At 35.3% G+C, this 20364-nt stretch carries 19 protein-coding genes and 1 other RNA gene; 16 read left to right on the top strand and 4 right to left on the bottom strand.

Going from position 1 to position 20364, the window contains the following annotated elements:
* The first annotated feature begins 52 nt into the window (after positions 1–52).
* The 14 genes from CGC52_RS03600 (at position 53) to CGC52_RS03535 (ending at position 12878) form a co-directional block, all read left to right on the top strand.
* Positions 53–754 carry an IS1 family transposase gene (locus CGC52_RS03600; RefSeq protein WP_095893401.1) on the top strand — a complete coding sequence of 234 codons (702 nt, stop codon included), beginning with the start codon at positions 53–55 and terminating at the stop codon, positions 752–754.
* Positions 755–803: 49 nt separating this feature from the next.
* On the top strand, positions 804–1085 hold the full coding sequence (locus CGC52_RS03595; protein WP_157909097.1) for a hypothetical protein: 282 nt from the start codon (positions 804–806) through the stop codon (positions 1083–1085).
* A gap of 57 nt (positions 1086–1142) precedes the next feature.
* The gene (gene deoC / locus CGC52_RS03590; RefSeq protein ID WP_095893448.1) at positions 1143–1802 is read left to right on the top strand and encodes a deoxyribose-phosphate aldolase; all 660 of its coding nucleotides are present in this window, start codon (positions 1143–1145) and stop codon (positions 1800–1802) included.
* Between the two features lie 3 nt (positions 1803–1805).
* A complete protein-coding gene (locus CGC52_RS03585) occupies positions 1806–2282 on the top strand; it encodes a CvpA family protein (RefSeq protein ID WP_042343700.1) in 477 nt (158 codons plus the stop codon).
* Between the two features lie 192 nt (positions 2283–2474).
* Positions 2475–3527: an NAD(P)/FAD-dependent oxidoreductase gene (locus CGC52_RS03580; RefSeq protein ID WP_042343702.1), complete on the top strand. Its 1053-nt coding sequence runs from the start codon at positions 2475–2477 to the stop codon at positions 3525–3527.
* Between the two features lie 26 nt (positions 3528–3553).
* Entirely contained in the window at positions 3554–4654 is a 1101-nt protein-coding gene (locus tag CGC52_RS03575; RefSeq protein WP_042009552.1) for a hypothetical protein, read from the top strand.
* Between the two features lies 1 nt (position 4655).
* Positions 4656–4985, top strand: coding sequence for a 2Fe-2S iron-sulfur cluster-binding protein (locus CGC52_RS03570; protein ID WP_042009553.1), 330 nt, complete (start codon positions 4656–4658; stop codon positions 4983–4985).
* Positions 4986–5051: 66 nt separating this feature from the next.
* Positions 5052–6389, top strand: coding sequence for an NAD(P)/FAD-dependent oxidoreductase (locus CGC52_RS03565; RefSeq protein WP_095893447.1), 1338 nt, complete (start codon positions 5052–5054; stop codon positions 6387–6389).
* Positions 6390–6540: 151 nt separating this feature from the next.
* Positions 6541–7878 carry a trigger factor gene (tig, locus tag CGC52_RS03560; protein WP_095893446.1) on the top strand — a complete coding sequence of 446 codons (1338 nt, stop codon included), beginning with the start codon at positions 6541–6543 and terminating at the stop codon, positions 7876–7878.
* Positions 7879–8194: 316 nt separating this feature from the next.
* Positions 8195–8854 (top strand): ATP-dependent Clp endopeptidase proteolytic subunit ClpP, encoded by a 660-nt coding sequence (gene clpP / locus CGC52_RS03555; protein ID WP_095893445.1) that lies wholly within the window; start codon positions 8195–8197, stop codon positions 8852–8854.
* 69 nt (positions 8855–8923) lie between these two features.
* A complete protein-coding gene (clpX, locus tag CGC52_RS03550) occupies positions 8924–10156 on the top strand; it encodes an ATP-dependent Clp protease ATP-binding subunit ClpX (protein ID WP_042006651.1) in 1233 nt (410 codons plus the stop codon).
* Positions 10157–10245: 89 nt separating this feature from the next.
* Complete coding sequence (locus tag CGC52_RS03545; RefSeq protein WP_095893444.1) at positions 10246–10884, top strand: DUF2306 domain-containing protein; 639 nt, start codon at positions 10246–10248, stop codon at positions 10882–10884.
* A gap of 11 nt (positions 10885–10895) precedes the next feature.
* Positions 10896–11852 (top strand): YARHG domain-containing protein, encoded by a 957-nt coding sequence (locus tag CGC52_RS03540; protein ID WP_095894436.1) that lies wholly within the window; start codon positions 10896–10898, stop codon positions 11850–11852.
* Between the two features lie 63 nt (positions 11853–11915).
* Positions 11916–12878, top strand: coding sequence for a type I phosphomannose isomerase catalytic subunit (locus tag CGC52_RS03535; protein WP_042344253.1), 963 nt, complete (start codon positions 11916–11918; stop codon positions 12876–12878).
* Between the two features lie 182 nt (positions 12879–13060).
* Here the strand turns inward: CGC52_RS03535 and CGC52_RS03530 are convergent, their stop codons facing one another.
* The 3 genes from CGC52_RS03530 to trmB all read right to left on the bottom strand — a co-directional run bounded on the left by CGC52_RS03530 (position 13061) and on the right by trmB (position 15422).
* Positions 13061–14167 carry a glycoside hydrolase family 31 protein gene (locus CGC52_RS03530; RefSeq protein WP_369800743.1) on the bottom strand — a complete coding sequence of 369 codons (1107 nt, stop codon included), beginning with the start codon at positions 14165–14167 and terminating at the stop codon, positions 13061–13063.
* A gap of 173 nt (positions 14168–14340) precedes the next feature.
* Positions 14341–14646, bottom strand: a complete 306-nt coding sequence (locus tag CGC52_RS11315) for a hypothetical protein (protein WP_232751834.1) — start codon at positions 14644–14646, stop codon at positions 14341–14343.
* Between the two features lie 92 nt (positions 14647–14738).
* A complete protein-coding gene (trmB, locus tag CGC52_RS03525; protein ID WP_042344252.1) occupies positions 14739–15422 on the bottom strand; it encodes a tRNA (guanosine(46)-N7)-methyltransferase TrmB in 684 nt (227 codons plus the stop codon).
* 419 nt (positions 15423–15841) lie between these two features.
* On the opposite strand from trmB, the gene CGC52_RS03520 reads away from it, so the two are divergent.
* Positions 15842–18292, top strand: coding sequence for a TonB-dependent receptor plug domain-containing protein (locus CGC52_RS03520; RefSeq protein ID WP_095893443.1), 2451 nt, complete (start codon positions 15842–15844; stop codon positions 18290–18292).
* Positions 18293–18384: 92 nt separating this feature from the next.
* Positions 18385–19686, top strand: coding sequence for a hypothetical protein (locus tag CGC52_RS03515; RefSeq protein ID WP_157909096.1), 1302 nt, complete (start codon positions 18385–18387; stop codon positions 19684–19686).
* Positions 19687–19839: 153 nt separating this feature from the next.
* Here the strand turns inward: CGC52_RS03515 and rnpB are convergent.
* An RNA gene (gene rnpB, locus CGC52_RS03510) (RNase P RNA component class A) lies at positions 19840–20138 on the bottom strand.
* Between the last annotated feature and the right edge of the window lie 226 nt (positions 20139–20364).

Below are 20364 nucleotides of genomic sequence, written 5' to 3'. Positions count from 1 at the left end.
TATGATGGTATAAAAATTTGACAATCAGGGAATAAAGTTGTATTTTTGTTGAATGCTAATAACAATTACACTCCATTGCCCCAATTGTCAAAGCACAAAGATAGTCAAAAATGGGAATAAAAAGAACAAAAAACAAAACTATCTTTGCAAAACCTGTAAACGCCAATTTATCGGCGATCATAATCTGACCTACAAAGGTTGGGCTTCGCATATTGCTGCGAAAATTCTCTTGCTTTTGGCAAGAAATGTAGGTATTCGTGATATTGCTGAAATTGAAAAAGTTAGCATCAAAAAAGTACTTTCGGTTTTGGTAAATTTCAATCGAGAAATCAAACCCAAACAAAACAAATACAAATCGTTACAAGTTGATGAACTTTGGACTTTTGTAGGAAAAAAGAAAAACAAAAAGTGGTTGATTTATGCTTATTCTGCTGAAACAAAGGAAATTGTAGCGTGGGTATGGGGCAAACGAAACATAAAAACAGCCCAAAAACTTCGTGAGAAATTGAAGAAATTGGGTGTTAGTTTTGATGAGATTTGTACAGATAATTGGGAAGCTTTTGCGTCTGTTTTTCAAGAATATACACATAAAGTAGGTAAAAAATACACTACTGATATTGAAGGAAACAACACACTTTTGAGACATCGGATACGCCGAGCGGTGAGGAAAACTTGTTGTTTTTCAAAAAAGTTTGAAAACCATATAAAAGCTTTTGAAATTGTGTTTTTCTACATCAATTTTGGATGGATTTGAGTATCATACCTTGTGTAACTCTACCCAAAAATCAAATTTGGCACAAGAAATGAATAAGGTTGCTGGAAAAGAGTTTGTTGTGTATTTGCCAGAAGACAATATGTACGGATTATTTGAAGCAGCTGATAATTTTCCTTTCTACCGAGTGTTAAATATTCCAAGTCATACTATTTCGAGTTATGATATAAAAAACTACGATCATTATCACAAACTCTCAGATGAGATTAATAATCTGAATATAAAACATTTGAATAACATTATTCAGAATTCGGTGGATATTATTTATAGAATGCTGAAAAATAATGTAAAAATTCAACTTTCTGATTTATAGAAAGATAATTATTTTTTAATTACATTCAAAAATGAAAAATTAATAAACAATAATACAATGAAAATAAATAAATTTATTGACCACACACTTCTGAAAGCTAATACAACTATTTCAGAAATTGAAACACTTTGTAAAGAAGCTGTTACGTATGATTTTTTCTCTGTTTGCGTGAATAGTGCATTTGTGCCGTATGCTAAAGATTTTTTAAAAGATACAGATATTAACGTATGTAGTGTTGTTGGTTTTCCTTTGGGAGCTATGAGTTTGAAATCCAAAGTTTTTGAAACAGAACAAGCTCTTGCAGATGGGGCAAATGAAATAGATATGGTAATTAATGTAGGGCTTTTAAAATCGGGAGAGGTTGATAAAGTTCGCGAAGAAATTGCTCAAATTAAGAAAACTTGTGTAAATAATGTGCTGAAAGTGATTTTAGAAACTTGCTATCTTACCGATGAAGAAAAGAAATTAGCTTGTAAACTATCTGTAGAGGCAGGTGCTGATTTTGTGAAAACTTCTACAGGATTTGGAACAGGAGGAGCAACTCTTTCGGATGTTCAGCTTATGAAAGAAGCCGTAAACGGAAAGGCTAAGATTAAAGCTTCAGGAGGTGTTCGAGATTTTCAAACAGCAAAACAATACATTGATTTGGGAGTAGAACGCATCGGAACTTCCAACGGAATTGCCATTGTCACAGGAGGAAAAGGTGAGGGATATTAAGTTATGAATACGATTGATATCATCCTACTTGTTGTATTAGGGTTTGGTTTGGTACGAGGTCTATGGAGAGGACTCATTATTGAGTTAGCTTCGTTACTTGCAATTATATTAGGAATTTACGGGGCTATTCATTTTTCGTTTTATATTGCTGATATCTTGAGCCAATATGTTTCTTTTGAAAAATCGACAATGGAAGTGATTTCTTTTGTTTTCACCTTGATTTTGATAATGTTAGGCGTGATGCTTTTAGCAAAATTACTTACAAAAGTAGTCAAATTTGCCTCGTTAGGATTGTTAAATAGATTAGGAGGAGGTGTTTTCGGGTTACTCAAAACTGCCATTATTGCAGGGTCGCTGTTCATTGTTTTGGAGAAAACATGGCAAACTGATAAATGGTTACCACAAGAGACCTTGAAAAACTCAGTGCTTTATGAACCCATAAAAACCATCGGTGGGGTTGTTTACGGCAACGTTTTTTAAAAAACAAACCTTTTGTTATAATAATTGGAAGGTAAGTTTGGAATATAACAGACTTTCATAAAGATATGTAAAAACAAATTCTGGTTACGTTAAAAAGGAATTAATCTCTTCTTAATAGTTCGGGGTTTGTTTTTTTATTTGGTAATAAAATAATACTTTTGCACAGTTTTTGAGAAAAAAAACATAGATAGAATGAAAGAAACCGATATAATCATTATAGGGGCAGGTCCTACTGGGCTTTTTGCCGTTTTTGAAGCTGGGTTGTTGAAGATGAAATGTCATTTGATTGACACATTGCCACAACCAGGAGGGCAGTTGGCGGAGTTATATCCTAAGAAACCGATTTTTGATATACCAGGCTATCCAAGCGTTGGGGCAGGTGAATTGGTAGATAATCTTATGGAGCAAATTAAACAATTTCAACCTGAATTTACATTGTCGGAAACAGCAGAAACCATTGATAAAAATGAGGATGGAACTTTTGTTGTTACAACCAATAAAGGAACCAAAATTAAAGGTAAGGCGGTAGCCATTGCAGGAGGATTAGGAACTTTTGAGCCTCGTAAGCCCGAGTTAGCTAATCTAGTTGATTATGAAGAAAAAGGGGTGGAATATTTTGTTAGAAATCCCGAAAGTTTCGCAGGGAAGCGTGTAGTCATTGCGGGAGGGGGAGATTCGGCTTTGGATTGGAGTATCTACTTGGCGAATATAGCAAAATCAGTTACGTTGGTTCATCGTCGTAACGAATTTCGTGGAGCTTTGGATTCGGTAGAGAAAGTAAAAGCATTAAAAGATGCAGGGAAAATCAATCTGATTACCCCTTGTGAAGTGGTTGAAATAAAAGGAAAAGGTAAAGTAGAATCATTGGTGTTGGATGTTGAGGGAAATCGACAAGAGGTTGAAACGGATTATTTTATTCCGCTTTTTGGATTGACGCCTAAATTAGGCCCTATTGCTAATTGGGGTTTAGAAATTGAGAAAAATGCCATTAAAGTGAATAACGCTTTAGATTATCAAACCAATGTGGAGGGTATTTACGCCATAGGAGATATTAATATCTATCCGGGTAAATTGAAATTAATTCTCTGTGGATTTCATGAAGCAACATTAATGTGTCAAAGTGTTTACAATCGACTCAACCCAGGTAAAAAATATGTACTTAAATACACCACTGTGTCAGGTGTAGATGGTTTTGACGGAAGTCGAAAAGAAGCTGAGAAGGCCGTAGTTAAATCAATAGAATAGTAGGAATTAAAACGAAAATAGGAGAGATGAAACGATTGAGAAACTTGATCATGTTCGTCATTTTTATGACAAACACGGTGTCGCTTTGGGGACAAATAGACACGATAAGCACTAAGACCTTGCAGTTGAAGGGAAATATAAAGCAAGTACAAGATTATTCGTATTCTTTAGAACCTGACAAAGAAGGGAAAAAGACAGTTGATAGTAAAAAGTATGAACTTATTCCTTTAACAGAAGATTGGAATATTGAACGTGATAAAACCAAATATTCTAAAACCAATATTGCTTATACGTTTGATAGGACAGGTAAAAATATGAGTGTAACAACCTATTTCACTGATAGAGTTCCTTTTGGAGGTATGACTTTCAAGTACGATAAAAAGGGAAAAGTGATTGGAAGTAAAACAATTTTTACTGCCGATGATGGAGATTTGGTAGTTGACAAAGGATATTTTTATAATGAGAAAGGGCAGTTAGTCAAAATTGATGAAAACGAAGGAGGTGAATGGCTTTTGACAACAACATTCAAATATGATGACTTAGGAAATTGCATCGAAAAAAATAAAGTAGCCAGTCTTTCTGTGTTAGAAAAAGACATCCAAGAGTATGAAGAGAAAAATCTTATTTTGGAGAAGAAAATACGCCCGGAGTATGTAAAGGAAAAACATTATCGTTACAACAAAGCTAATAAAGTAACTCATTCCGAAGAACTTTATCCAGATATCGGTGTATTCTTAAGAGTTGAAAATGAGTATGATAAAGAGGGATATTTAGTAAAATCTAAATTTACCAATGAGGATGATCAAGTAACTATTTGCGTCTATAAGTACAAAAAAGGAAAGCTAGTTCAGTCCGTATGTACAGCCATTGATGATCCAGATTTTTATATGGAAACAAATTTGGCCTACGCATCTTCAGGAGGTGAAACCGAAGTTATTAAGACTAAAACGGAGACTGTCTCTAAGAAAGTTTTCGATAAAAATGGACTGTTGATTTTGCATAGAACTCCTGATTTCGATCATCAGTACAAATATTCATTTGACAAATTCGGAAATTGGAAAGAAGTTGTTCTATACGAAAATAAGGTGCCTTCCAAAATTAGAACACGCAAAATAGAATACTATTAAAATGAGTGATATTACCTTGAAAATAACCGATAGGGAAGGGGTTCTTTTTGAATTACAAGCTCCTACGGATATGAATATGAATCTCATGGAAGTCATGAGGGCTTACGAAATTGCACAGGATGGTGAAATAGGCGTTTGTGGAGGTATGGCAATGTGTGCTTCTTGTCAGTGTTATGTACAGAATGATGTAACTCTTCCTGAGATGTCTGCTGATGAGGAGGCGATGCTTTTTGAGGCATATCATGTCAAGGAAAACAGCCGTTTAGGATGCCAAATTCCTATCACAGAGCAACTTGATGGATTAGAGGTTATTCTGGCTCCCTATCCGTAATCAGGTTCAGAAATTAGATAAAAAGAAGACTTTGTCATGCACTTATATTCTTTTCAGTGAATACAAATGTACGACAGAGTTTTTTGCTTTATCAGTCGAAATGACAGAAAATTTATTGTTAATAATAAACGTTTTAAGAAAAATACGTCTGATATTTTGAAAAATGTACAGAAGTTTGACATAGTAATTATTGGTGGAGGAGCTGCAGGTTTTTTTACAGCTATTAACTGTGCTGAGCGAAATCCAAACTATAGAATTGCTATTCTTGAGAAAGGGAAAGAGGTATTGTCCAAGGTGCGTATTTCAGGCGGTGGTCGGTGCAATGTTACGCATGCCGAGTTTATTCCTCAAAATTTGGTAAAGAATTATCCACGTGGTGAACGAGAATTGCTTAGCCCTTTTAGTCGATTTATGTGTGGTGATGTTATTGAGTGGTTTGAGAGTCGGGGAGTAGCACTCAAAACAGAAGCAGACGGACGTGTTTTCCCAAAATCAAACACTTCACAGAGTATTATTGATTGTTTTTTAGAACAAGTGAAATGTCTTGGTATTGAGTTGTTTAACTCTCATAATGTGATTGATTTCTATAGAGAAGATGCATATTGGGAAGTAAAAACATCTGATAGTATTTTTCGTGCTGAAAAACTGATTATTACTACGGGAAGTAATCCTAAAATATGGAATTTATTGGCAAAATTAGGACATACGATAGTTCCCCCTGTGCCATCTCTGTTTACATTTAACACTTCCGATGACTTTATAAAAGACATGGCAGGGATATCGACTACTGCTGAGGTTTCTTTGTATGACATACATGATAAATCTTTAAAAATCAAAAATATAGCTCCATTGCTTATCACTCATTGGGGATTTAGTGGACCTGCCATATTAAAACTATCGGCTTGGGGTGCCAGAGTTTTAGCAGAGCGTGATTATCGCTGTGTGTTGAAAGTCAATTGGTTATGTAATTACTTGCAACAACCTAGTAAAGAGGAAGTTCTGCAATATTTGCAGGAAATTAAACAAACGCAACCTAAGAAAATGCTTCAAAACACATCATTTCCTAATCTTCCTAAGCGATTGTGGTTGAGGTTGTTAGATAGGGCGGGTGTTTCGCATAGCATACTTTGGGCAAATTTGAACAAAACTTCTTTGCATTCATTGTCCGAAGTGCTAACATCTTCAAGGTTTGTAATCAATGGAAAATCCGTGTTTAAAGAAGAGTTTGTCACAGCAGGGGGAGTGGCTCTTTCTGAAATAAATTTTAAAACGTTTGAAAGTAAGATGTTAAAAAATTTATACTTGGCTGGAGAGGTCATAGACGTAGATGCGATTACGGGAGGTTTCAACTTCCAAAATGCCTGGACAGGAGGTTATTTGATAGCCGAAGCTTTGCAAGGATGAAAAAAAGAGTTTATTTTATAGTTTTGTAAAATAAAATTGCATTTGCCAGTTGAATCCGTCCAGGAAAGAAAATAATTCAAAAATTTTTTAGTTTCCATATATTATATTACCTTTGCGAACTGAATTTTTTTAGACTTAAATATTTTAAAAAATGAATATTACAAAAGAGCAAATTGATGCTTTGAACGCTGTGATTACAGTTGCTATTGAAAAGGATGATTATGCTGATAAGGTAGAAAAAGTGCTTACAAATTACAGAAAAACAGCAAATGTACCTGGATTCAGAAAAGGACACGTTCCTATGGGAATGATTAGAAAACAATATGGAAAAGCAATTCTATTTGATGAGGTAAATAAATTATTGCAGGATTCATTGAACAAATATATTGTTGAGGAAAAATTAGATATTTTAGGAAATCCACTTCCAAAGGAACAGCAAGATTTTAATTGGGATGCAGAAAGCTTTACTTTTGAATTTGAAGTAGGCTTAGCTCCTAAGTTTGAACTTGATTTACAGCCTCAAAACGGTATTACTCGATATGAAATCTCAATTGAAGATGAACTTATTGATCGTCAAGTGGAGCGTATTCGTAAGCAATTTGGAAAATTGATTTCAAAAGGCGAGATTTTGGATCAAGACGATATTGAAATCACAGGATCGTTTTTTAACGAAGAGAAAAAGATTGATAATCAAGCAACTTTCAAGTTGGAAGCCTTGAGTGCTGATAACCGAAAAGTGTTTGTAGGTAAAAAGATAGGAGATCAGTTACAACTGCAAACCAAAGGATTGTTTAATGATGAGCACGATTTGATGCACTTTTTGAAAGTGTCACATGATGATGTGCATCACTTGGACGTTACGGTAACTTTCACAATCGAAGAGGTTAATGTTCGTGAGGAAGCTGATTTGAATCAAGAGCTTTTCGATAAGTTGTTTCCCGCAGGAACAGTAACATCAGAGACTGAGTTACGTGAAGAAATCAAGAAAAATTCTCAATTTCAATATACAGAACAAGCAGATCAGCATTTTCTAAACCAAGTTACAGACTATTTGGTAAACACTACTCAGTTTGATTTACCAGCAGAGTTCTTGAAAAAATGGTTACGTACGGCAGGTGAAAAAGAATTGACAAAGGAGGAAGCTGACGCTGAATACGAGAAATCAGAAAAAGGACTTCGTTATCAACTTATCGAAGGTAAAATATTAGGAGACAATAATTTGCATCCTACATTTGACGAGTTGAAGGACTATGCTAATAGCTATGTGAAAAATCAATTGACTCAATACGGAATGCCTGTTGATGATGATTCGTACATAGATGGAATTGTAAGTAAAATCTTACAAAACAAAGAGGAAATACAACGCATCAATCAGCAATTAGTATTGAACAAACTATTAGAGTTTTACAAAGCTAATGTAAAAACGAATACTAAAAAAGCTACTTTCGATCAGTTCATCAAAGAAGTTTACAAAACAGACGAGGCATAGAAATTATTAGTGTTTTGACATACAAAGGCGTTAAATTTGGTTTAACGCCTTTTCATCGTAATATATTATCTTTAATTTTATTACCGTCTTGCATACATTTCAACAAACAGGGAGATTATCTCGAAATTTGACTTTAGTTGTCATTTTGTTAGTTTTATAAGTTTGTTTTTCATCACGCATATGCGGTTATACTGTTGAGGTTAAGAGTTTTATATTACTACAGAAAACGTTATTCTACTAAATAAAAATAAAATACTTCATACGGCAGAGTTTTTGAAGAGCTTTCCGTACAAACATAATAAAAATCCATAAACCTATGAATTTCAATAAAGAATTTAAAAAATACGCTACTAAAAAACATGGTATAAATAGTCTTTACTATGATAAAATCATATCAAGTATGACGCCTTATATTATGGAAGAACGTCAAATGAATGTGGCTCAGATGGATGTTTTTTCTCGTCTTATGATGGATAGAATTATCTTTTTGGGAACGGGTATTGATGACCATATAGCCAATATTGTAACAGCTCAGTTGTTGTTTTTGGAGAGTGTTGATAGTTCCAAAGACATCCAGATTTATATAAATTCACCAGGAGGAAGTGTATACGCAGGTCTTGGAATTTATGATACGATGCAGTTTATCAAACCTGATGTAGCCACTATCTGTACTGGTATGGCAGCTTCTATGGGAGCGGTACTTTTGTGTGCAGGAGCTGATGGAAAACGTTCGGCATTGCCACACTCACGAGTGATGATTCACCAACCTTCGGGAGGAGCTCAAGGAGTAGCTACTGATATGGAAATCAACCTAAAAGAGATGTTAAAACTCAAAAATGAGTTGTATGAAATTATCGCTACTCACTCGAAGCAGCCATTTGAACGAGTGTATAAAGATTCTGAGCGCGATTATTGGATGAAAGCCGAAGAAGCTAAGGAGTACGGTATGATTGACGAGGTTTTGGTTAGAAAATAAATTTAAAAACTCTGGTTGGTGTTCGGCATACGCCTTCCATTCTATTTACCAACTTGAAAGAAAGATAATATGGCTAAAAAACAATCAGATAATTTTTGTTCATTTTGCGGTCGTCCTGAGTCGGAAACTGAATTGCTTGTCAATGGATTAGATGCGCGTATCTGTAATCATTGCATCGAACAAGCTCACGGCATATTTTTGGAGGAAATGAATTTTCAAAATGTCAAAACAGCAGACCAAAATGAATTGATTACACTAAAAAAACCTAAGGAAATTAAGGAATTTCTTGATCAGTACGTCATTGGACAGGATGCTACAAAAAAAATTCTTTCTGTGGCAGTATACAATCACTATAAACGTTTGCAACAGCCCGATACGGACGATAACGTAGAAATACAAAAGAGTAATGTCATCATAGTTGGACAAACTGGCACGGGAAAAACGTTGGTAGCGAAAACCATAGCTAAGTTGTTAAACGTTCCTTTGGCAATTGTTGATGCTACGGTACTTACCGAGGCAGGATATGTGGGTGAGGACGTAGAAAGCCTTTTAGTACGTTTGTTACAAGCGGCAGATTATGATGTGGCTAAAGCAGAAAGAGGTATTGTGTTCATTGATGAGATAGACAAAATTGCTCGTAAAGGTGATAATCCCTCTATTACGCGCGATGTGTCGGGTGAGGGGGTACAGCAAGGTTTGTTGAAACTCTTAGAAGGTTCAGTGGTAAATGTTCCACCTAAAGGAGGACGCAAACATCCCGATCAAAAGTACATTGAGGTCAATACGGAGAACATACTATTTATTGCAGGAGGTGCTTTCGATGGTATTGAGCGTATCATATCGAAGAGGATGAATATGCAAGCAGTAGGATATAACACCTCAAAAAACACTCAGATTGATAAAAAGAATTTGATGCAGTACATTATTCCTAAGGATTTGAAAGATTTTGGATTAATTCCAGAAATTATAGGGCGTTTGCCTGTGCTGACGTATATGAATCCCTTGGATAAAGAAACCTTGCGAATGATATTGACCGAACCTAAAAACGCTATTATAAAACAGTATCAAAAACTGTTTGAAATGGACGGTATCAAATTCAGTATTGATCCAGAAGCTTTAGATTTTATTGTCGAAAAGGCAATCGAATATAAGTTGGGAGCCAGAGGATTACGTTCCCTTTGTGAGAGTATCCTGACCGATGCGATGTTTGAGCTGCCAAGTTCCAACAAAAAGAAGTTGGTTGTCACCAAGGACTATGCCAAAGAAAAATTAGATAAATCAGGATTGCAAGTAACATCTTAAACAACAAAACTCAACGCAAAAAAATGTGTTGAGTTTTTTTATTATCTATAACATTTTTCATTACCTTTGTAGGAATATTTCGAATCAGGATGTTAGCATTCAAAAGAAACATAACAGGGTTGCTTAAAGTTTTGATGATTGTTGCATTTGTCTATTTCTTTTGGCTTATGCTGAAAATCACTTGGCTTTATATTCCGATTCGGTCGGATGTTGCTTTTTTGATGATAAAACAGACCGAAGTGAACGCAGATTCGATGTATTTGCCTATTTTTTATATGCATGTCTATACGAGTATTTTTATCCTTCTGTTTGGATTTTTAGCCATTCTACGTAAAAATTTTGGTATTGCTAAATTGCATCGTTGGACAGGAAGCGCATACGTTGTCCTACTTTTGCTATTTGCCGCTCCTTCAGGTATTTATATGGGAATATATGCTAATGGAAATGTTTATTCCGTAGTTTCTTTTCTTATCTTAGGAATACTTTGGTGGTGGACAACTTTTATGGCGTATAGAACCGCAAGAGGAGGGAAATTTATCAAGCATAAACATTGGATGTGGCGAAGTTTTGCTCTTACCTTATCAGCTATTACTCTGAGAATGTGGAAAGTAGTTATAGTTCACTTATTTCATCTACCTCCGATGGATACTTATCAAATAATAGCTTGGTTGGGATGGTTGCCTAACATTATTTTAGTAGAATACTTAATTTGGAAGAAAATAATTTAAAAAATACGATTATGAAAAAATGTTATTTAATCCTTTTCATGGCTTTTTTTGTGTTAATAGGATGTAATGAATCTCCTAAGAATAAAAAACAAGAAAATCCAGAAGAAAATGCAGGTGTTCAGATAGAAAGACTACTGCCTGAAGTTACAGAAAGAGAGGCTTTAGCAAAAGAACACTATCCTGAGTTGTACGGAATTTATTCGGGCGATTTTATGATTCCTGAAAATGATGAAGAAATTAATTATTCAAGAGTAGAATATGGTGACTATAACAAGAAAATATCGTTGAAATTCAATAGAATAATCAATGATACGGTTTATGGGCATAGCATCACGGGAGGAAATCAGCGACCCTTTGTTGGAACGTATGACAAAACATCTAACGTTTTTATCCTTAATGAACCAGGAGATGACAAAACCGATGGAAAGTTTGAATTACAACTCAAAAATGACAGTATAGTGGGAGTTTGGCGAGTTTATCAAAAGAAAAACGTACGTATTCCCAAAAAAGAATTGCGTTTGCAGAGAAAAGTTTTTGCATATGATCCTAATTTGATGTTGGATAGGGATACGGATTTGATAGATTGGTCAAGCCCTAAAGAATTTATAGATAGTTTTGTTGATTCGGACACAGAAGAGGGAGAGGAAGAGAATTACTCAGATGTCGGGTATCGTGTTGCTTCAGAACTTATTTTTGAAATAAATGCTTCAACGCAAAAGCTGACCGAAAAAGATCTGAAGAATCTTAAAAAATTAGATTTGGAAATCATTCGAAATTCAGTTTACGCACGTCATGGATATTCGTTCAAGAAAGCAACTTACCGTTACTTTTTTGAAATGACAGATTGGTATATTCCTGTTTCTGATAATGTTGATGATCAGCTTTCAGTGTTGGAAAAGGAGAATATTGTACTGCTGAATCGTATGATAAAATATGCCGAAGATCATTATGATACTTTTGGTAGGTAAGTAGAGAATAGTAGTTAGTGATTAGCTTATAGTAATTAATTTTCAACAATATCAATAAATAATATGTATCCAATAAAATTTAAACCCATTTTAAAAGAACGTCTTTGGGGAGGAACTAAGCTCAAAACATTGTTTAATAAACCGATAGAAACCGATATCACAGGCGAGAGTTGGGAGGTGTCAGCAGTCAAAGGAGATATTTCCGTGGTGGCGAATGGCGAATTCAAAGATAAGTCATTGCAGGAGTTGATTGATTTATATCCGAATGAGTTGTTAGGCAAACATGTCTATGAAAGATTTGGTACAGATTTTCCAATTTTGATAAAATTCATTGATGCTCGTGAGGATTTATCAATTCAGGTACATCCTAATGATGATTTGGCAAAAAAACGACATAATTCTTTTGGAAAAACTGAGATGTGGTACGTTATGCAAGCCGATCCAGGTGCAAAACTCATTGTAGGGTTTAATAAAGATGTAACCAAAGAAGAATATCAGAAACACCTCACAGAAGGTACACTTACTGATATTATGAATTACGAAGAGGTGAGCGAAGGCGATACTTTTTTCATCAATACGGGTAAAGTTCATGCCATTGGAGGAGGAATAATCATAGCTGAGATTCAGCAAACAAGTGATATTACCTATCGGGTGTACGACTTCAATCGCAAGGACAAGAACGGTAATTTGCGTGAGCTTCACACCGAATTAGCCTTGGAAGCTATTGATTATCAGAAGAAAGATGATTTTAAAGTAAGTTACTCAAAATCAGAGAATACGACCAATAAAATGGTCGATTGCCCTTATTTTATTACCCATTATTTAAGTCTTTCGGAAGATTTTGAAAAGAAAATTGGAGCGGAAGACTCATTTCACATCTACATGTGTGTAAAAGGCAGTGGAATAGTTTCTGATGGAAAAACAGAACTATCTATAAATCAAGGAGAAACAGTGCTTTTCCCCGCAGTTTGTGATACGTTACAAGTGAAAACATCAGGCATTGAACTTTTAGAAGTTTCTTTGTGATAGAAAGGGTACGAATCTCAAAGTGAATATTCGTAAGGGAAAAAATTAGGTTGCATACAGCAATTTGTGTAAGTTAAAGAGTTATTGAGAATTTATAGAACTTAAAAAACGAAAATTTAACTAATGCTTCGGTATAGCTAAATAACTCTTTAACTTACACTCTTTTTTGGATAATCAAAAAGCTATTTCACAGGTGTAAACCATAATAATCTGTCCAAAGGAACAGTAAATTTGTACGATTTACCACCTTTATATACCTTTCCTTTGTCATCCTTCCACTTTCCTTTAGGAAGTTTTACACTTCGGACATTACTTTTCTCCATTATTGGAGCTACCAGATAGGTGTCTCCCAGCATATACTGGTCTTTACAATCTTCAAACCCTTGATTCGGGAAAGCGTATTCCATATGTTGAACAATAGGTTCACCTGTTTTAGCAGATTTTTTAGCTTGTTGTAATATATAATCGCCTAATTGTTCGTGCCATTTTGCGTATTTCAAGCATATTTCAAGATTTTCTTTACTCAAAATTCGCCAAGGAGCTACCGAAAACTGCATCATTGGCATCATTGAATGAATCTGACAAGAACGAACAATCAAACTTTGGTCAAATTTTGTAGGGTCAATACCTTGAAAACTAGAAAATTCACCTCCTCCAATCATATCAGGACAAGTATAAGCATATCCAAGGAGTCCACAAGCAATCATATCAGGGACGAGTCGCGAAACGCCATCCCAAGAATACGTTTTATCTCCCAAGCGTTGTACTAAAGGTTGCCCTCCCATTTGCCAACAAGCACGATACTCGTTATAAGGGAATTCCAAACCGAGTTTTGCCCAGAGGAAAGTCTGTTCTACGTCAAATGATTGTTTGTCAAAAACATCAATCTCCTCTTCGAGGTAACGCTCTGGGTCACCTGCGTCAAATTTAAATCCGTCGATGCCGTAATCCTTTTGCATCTTTTTGAGTATCTGGGTAAAATGATCAAAAGCATTGGGGTTACTAAAATCGTAACAAGCACTGAATCCATTCCACCAACGTAATAAGGCTGCGTATTTGCTGTTTTTTTTCTTTACAAGGAAACCTTTACGCTGTAAGTCTCTAAATTCTTGTGAATCAGGTGATACGAAGGGACTAACCCACAGTAAAACTTTGAATCCCATTTTGTGGAGTTCATTTATCAATGCTTTAGGATTAGGAAATTTGTCTGGACGAAATTCAAAATTCCCGTAGTATTTCTGCCAGTTATCGTCAATCATCAAAATACCTGCGGGAAAACCGTTTTTCACGATATTTCGGGCATAATTTAGGATATCTTCTTGATTTTGGTTGTAAACTAGTTCAATCCACGTGTTGTATTGAGGTTTTGAAAAGAAGAGTTCAGGAGGGATTTTTCCTGATGATGGAAAGTATTTGTTACAGGCAGCCAGATAAGCCTCACGGAGGGTATTTCCACCAGTTCCTAGTTCAATTTTCCACGTGTGGTTTTTACTTTAATTTGATTTTCTGTGAATTGAAACTCCATTGGTGCTTCACTCCAAAGATAGCGCCCTTTGTTAGACACAAAAAGGGAGACAGTTTGATTGTTGAAATTACGAGTTCGCAAGTCGATGACTTTTGTTTCTGAAAAAGGCATTGAATTACCAAAGCTGGTAGCTCCACCCCACCATTTTTCACCTGTGAGCAGGTTGATTTCCTTCTGCTCTTGTGCTGAAACTACTAACGTTAAGCAAAAGAGACTAATAAAACTGGAAAAATTTTTTATCATCTTTATTCTTTTTTATTAGACCAAATAATAGGAAGTGATGGGTGGTTTTAGTCAATAGAGATTAACAATTAAGTGATTATACTTTTTGAATCTTAAACGTTATCTTTTATTCTAAATCGAATGTAAGTAATCGGTTTATTTTGAGATAGATAAAACTGCTCGTAGAACGTTTGAATTTCTGTCACATCTGCTGGAACCCCATCGCTGTTGTAGATATTATGATTTGCATAAACCACCTCATGTCCCAATCCATGAAGCAGTCCTAGGGTATATCCATGCATAAATTCGCTATCCGTCTTCAAATGGATATAACCTTCCGATGAAAGTATGTTTTTGTAGCGGTTTAAAAAATCCATATTTGTAAGCCTATGTTTGGTGCGTTTATATTTGATTTGTGGATCAGGAAACGTAATCCAGATTTCACTCACTTCCCCAGGAGCGAAACAATGTTCAATAAGTTCAATTTGTGTGCGTAAAAACGCTACATTAGGTATGTTTTCTTCAATAGCAGTTTTCGCACCACGCCAAAATCGAGCTCCTTTAATATCAATACCAATAAAATTTTTATTCGGATTTTTCTTTGCTAATCCGATAGAATATTCTCCTTTACCACACCCCAATTCTAATACGATTGGCAGATTATTCTTAAAATATTCTTGATGCCATTTGCCTTTAAAAGCGAAGGATTCGGCAAGTAGCTCATCCCGTTTAGGTTGCAGTACATTTGAAAAAGTTTCGTTCTCTTTGAAGCGTTTTAGTTTATTTTTACTTCCCACAGCTATATTTTTTAGATTGAATAAGGATGTCTGAAATGATTATTTCGTTTGAATTATAAAGGTTGTAACGGGTTTATTCTTCTGTATATTAATTTTTTAGATCGCTAAAATGTGATTTTTCAGCAGGTTAATAATCTTATAATTCAAGAGGCAAAAATACAGAAAAAAGAAGATTTGAGAAATTTTATATCTGTTTTTCGTGTAACTTTTCTATAATTTCATTTCTTTTTTCAAATATAATGCTCCTAATAGCCGTTAAAGGAAAATACCTCAAGAGAGTGGATTTATTTTGATTTTAGGTTAATATTTTTATTTAAATTCATTCTACATAAAAATATTTTTTTATATTTGCACCGATTTAGTCTAAATCATTAGTGTAAGTAATTGTAAATCATTAATTTGAGAATAAAATCAGTTAGATGAATAATATATACATTCGTTTTCTTTTTTTTCTATTGACGTACGCCAGTATAGGTGTTTTCCCTATCATCCATGCTCAACAACCTCCTAAAAATCGTGGAATGCTCATGGGGAGAGTTGTTTACGCTAATGGAGCGCCTGTGGACATGGCTACGGTTGTTATTCGTAGTTTGAACAGGCATACGTCCACTGACGAAAAGGGAATGTTCCGACTTGAAAACTTGGCATTAGGAAAAGAATATATAGTTGAAGTAATTCCTTTTGGAGGACAGTCAGTTCAATTGAAAGCCGATTTAAGAAGAAAATCAACCGAACTGTTCGTTCGTTTGAAATACGACGAGGCAATTACCCTCAGTCAAGTAGAAGTTTCGGGGAAAAGTAAGGGCAGACAATCCAAAGATCAAGGCTATGCTATGAATGTTATTAGCACTAAAGATGTGTTGATGCAAAATATTCAAACTACAGAGCTTTTGGGGCGTTCGGCGGGGATTAAAATCCGTCAGTCAGCAGGGATGGGTTCGGATATTTCTTTCAATCTGAATGGTTTATCAGGAAATTCAGTGCGTATTTTCATTGATGGCATTCCGATTCGCAATTATGGACGCTCGTTTTCGCTTAGCAGTATTCCTCCCTCGATGATTGAACGTATTGAGGTGTACAAAGGTGTGCTACCTGCGGAGCTTTCCGAAGATGCTTTGGGCGGAGGAATTAATGTCGTCTTGAAAAAAGATATGCGGAGTAACATCATGACTTCCTATTCCTACGGTTCGTTTAACACTCACCAGTGGGATTTGAACGCAAGTCACCGCGATAAAGAAATGGGATTTTTAGCAACTTTATCCTCTTTTTATAATGTTACGGATAATAGCTACAAGGTTTGGGGCGAAAATGTGTATGTGACTGATAACAAAACAGGAGAAAAGAAGTCAGTTGTGGCAAGACGTTTTCATGATAAATACTATTCGTCGGGGATAAAATTCAATACAGGATTTACAACACGTAAATGGGCTGATGAGTTGCTGTTGGGATTGATGTTTTCTGAGACCAAAAAAGATATTCAAACAGGAGCTTCTATGGAGGTAGTTTACGGCAATAGAAAAACCCAATATAACAGTGGTATGGCGAGTCTGCAATATAAGAAAAATAATTTGTTTACAAAAGGGTTGGATGTGAATACCTTTACTACTTATTCACATACTTTCAGGCAATTAATTGATACTACAGCCTATGTATATAATTGGGAAGGGAAAATAGCCAGAGGATATGATGGTAAATTACTGAAATGGAATACAGGAGCTGAGGCTAACTATCCCACTTTGGCAGATAACAGGGAGATTATTATTTCCAATAGATCAAATATGCATTATCATTTCAACAAACAACATTCTATGGGGATTAGCTATTTATTTAACACATTTACCAGAAAAGTAGATGATCCTCTTATGCATAATGAAGCCAGAGAAGCTATGGACAAACGTAAGTATCGAAAGCAGATACTTTCATTTAATTACGATGCTGATTTTTTTGATGGTAGGCTTAAGACTAGTTTACTATATAAGTTATATCAACAAAATGTAGAATTAACTGAAATTATCCGAAATAGACTGCCTGACGGCAATTATCACAACAAAGCTATAAAGCACGATCGAACTATACAAAAAGATGGATATGGACTCACCCTATCTTATGCCATAACCCCAAAGGTTGTAGTTTCTTTATCGGCAGAGAAAACTACGCGATTACCAGGAAGTACCGAACTATTGGGTAACTTTAGTGAGGGAATTTCACCAAGTACTTCATTAAAACCTGAGTATAGTAACAATGGTAATTTAGGTGTTTCATTAGGAGTATTCCAAATGAGGCAACATGAACTATCTTCCGAGGTTAATCTTTTTATTAGAGATATTAGAGATCTTATCATAAGAGGGATACCACGACCAAAAGACGATTTTTTCGGGTTTGAAAACTTAGGCAAGATTATTAGTAGAGGAATCGATGTAGAAATGCGATATGTTTGGGACAAAAAGTTGTTTCTTACTGCAGTGGCTTCGTATTTTGACGCTCGGTTTAATTTGAGATATGATGAATATGGAGTGGAATACGGACATTATAAGAGTCGATTACGGAATGCACCCTATTTTACAGCCAACATGAACGGTGAATATATATTGAATAGTGTTATCCAACCCAATTCGAAGTTAACCTTGGGATATAATTTTGGGTATACACATGAATTCTTTAAGGAATGGGAAGCATATGGTTCATCGAATAAAGCTATCATACCATCCCAGCCTTTACATGATTTATCTTTAAAATATGCCTTTCCCAACAGAAAATGGACATTATCATTCGATGCAAAAAACATTTTCGATACCCAAGTTTTTGATAATTATGCGTTGCAAAAACCGGGGAGAGCTTTATATGGTAAATTGACCTACACTTTGTTTTAATAGATCAAGAGCACAAGGGCGAAGTAATATATTATTGTATTCATAGAGTAAAAGTAATTTTAAACTAAATATTAATGTTAAATATAATCAAAATGAAGAGAGAATTTTTTAATTTTAGATGGTTACCAATTGCTATGATAGCAGGTGGCTTATTTTTGCAGAGTTGTCAAAAGAACGATGACGACACTCCTAATGGAGGAGAGGGTGTGTTTCATGTTGCTAAGGAGGTAAGTACTCCAAATAAAGCTACTTATGTATCTAAGTTGAGTAATTTGCGTGAGGGCAGTGTTTCGGCAAACAAAGGTTATTCCTTGGAAACGGTAGCTTCTAACAGATTGTACGCTTCCTCTGATGGTAAGATTTTGTACAACTTGAAGTATGCCGTAGGTACTATTGAAAAATATACATTTTCTGAAAAGCCTGACGACTACATAAAAGAGAAAGATTTAGATATTTCGGGTATTGTAGGAAATAAAAACCTTCGTTGGAAAGTAGTTAATGACCAAGTTGCTCTTGCTTATAATGTTAGCGTGGAGCATAAGAAAGATGATCAAGGTAATTATCAGAACACGTCTTCAACATTGCATATTGTCAATATTTCCCTGCCTGATTTCGTCTTAGGACAAAAGAAGGAAATAGTAATGCCTAAATTGCCAGAAATAGAAGGTCTACCGAATCCTCATATTTGGCGTGTTGACAACCCTGTTATTCACAATAATAAAGTATACATAGGCTTGGCAATGAGAGGATATGATGGTGCTAAAAACGTAAATGCTACCAATTACGGAGAAGGCAAAGTGTTGGTTGAGACCCCTGCTTCAACCTTAGTGCTTGATTATCCAACCTTTGAAAATCCACGTGTTATAAGCTCTGGATTGCCTAAAGGTATAGGAGATACTTATGGATATCGTACACCAGCATATTTTGTAGCAGAAAGTCAAGATGTTTATCACGTAAATATGCAAAATTCGCATATTTTCAAGATAAAAAATGGAGAGTATGACAATACCTACGATTTTGATTTAGCTAAAGCATTGGGTGTTACAGGAACAACCATAGGAGGTACAGGTATTTTCTACGCAGGAAACGGAATTGCTTTCGTCCCTTATTATGATCAATCCAAAGGAAAGAAAGAAGCTGCTTGGTCTATAGCACGTGTTGATATCAATAGAAAGACGGCTATCAAAATGAATTTCCCTGAAAACCTTGATTTATCAGTGTATCAAAATGCTAAGAAAGGAAAGGATGGGAAGGTATATTTTGCCTTGGTAGCCAGAGGAAGCCAAAGCGGAAAAGTATATATTGTTGACCCTACGAAGGAAAGCCCAAATGCTTTTGAAGAAGGTACTTCTCTTCAAGTGGCGGCAGGAGTTTCTTATGTAGGTATCTACTAAGGTGCGATTGTATTTTTTGATCTAATCTTTTAACATTTCTCCAATAGCTAAAAGACGAAATTGAAACAGGGGAGAGTTGTATTAATCCTACTTCATACTGAATTATAACTAGTGAAAGGCTATCCGAAAATAAATCGAATAGCCTTTCTTTATTTAAAAAGCAAATCATAAGCCGGATTCTGTAATCTTTTTGTAAAGACGCTTATCATTTATCTTGATTTACAATTACTTGTAAACTCAAACCGCCTACCCTCCAACATCGAACGAGCCGCTCTCAAGTGCTGGTTTACATAGCGTTGCACCGCATAGAGTTTACCTGATTTCACTACAACCGTATTGTACATCCTTTCTGTTGCACTGGTCCTCGCCTTACGACGGACGGGCGTTACCCGCTATGCTGCTCTATGGTGTCCGGACTTTCCTCTATAAATAGCGATAAGCCGATTTGCTCTCAGGGGCAAAAGTATAAAATATATGGAAAATACACAATAGAATCTGCATTGACATATATACAGAGAGACTAGGTATTATTGAGAACAAGTTAGTGTACAGTATTTCTTCAGAGGAAAAGACAGAGGAGATACTTTAGAAAAATTGCTACTCAAGTATCTGGTTCGGTGCTAATAGCTGAATACAAGGTATTGTTGTTCTATTCCAATAAATTTGAAGCGCAAATAA

The sequence above is a fragment of the Capnocytophaga sp. H2931 genome (assembly GCF_002302535.1).
Lineage (GTDB): Bacteria > Bacteroidota > Bacteroidia > Flavobacteriales > Flavobacteriaceae > Capnocytophaga > Capnocytophaga canis.
This window is presented reverse-complemented; position numbering and strand designations above follow the sequence as displayed.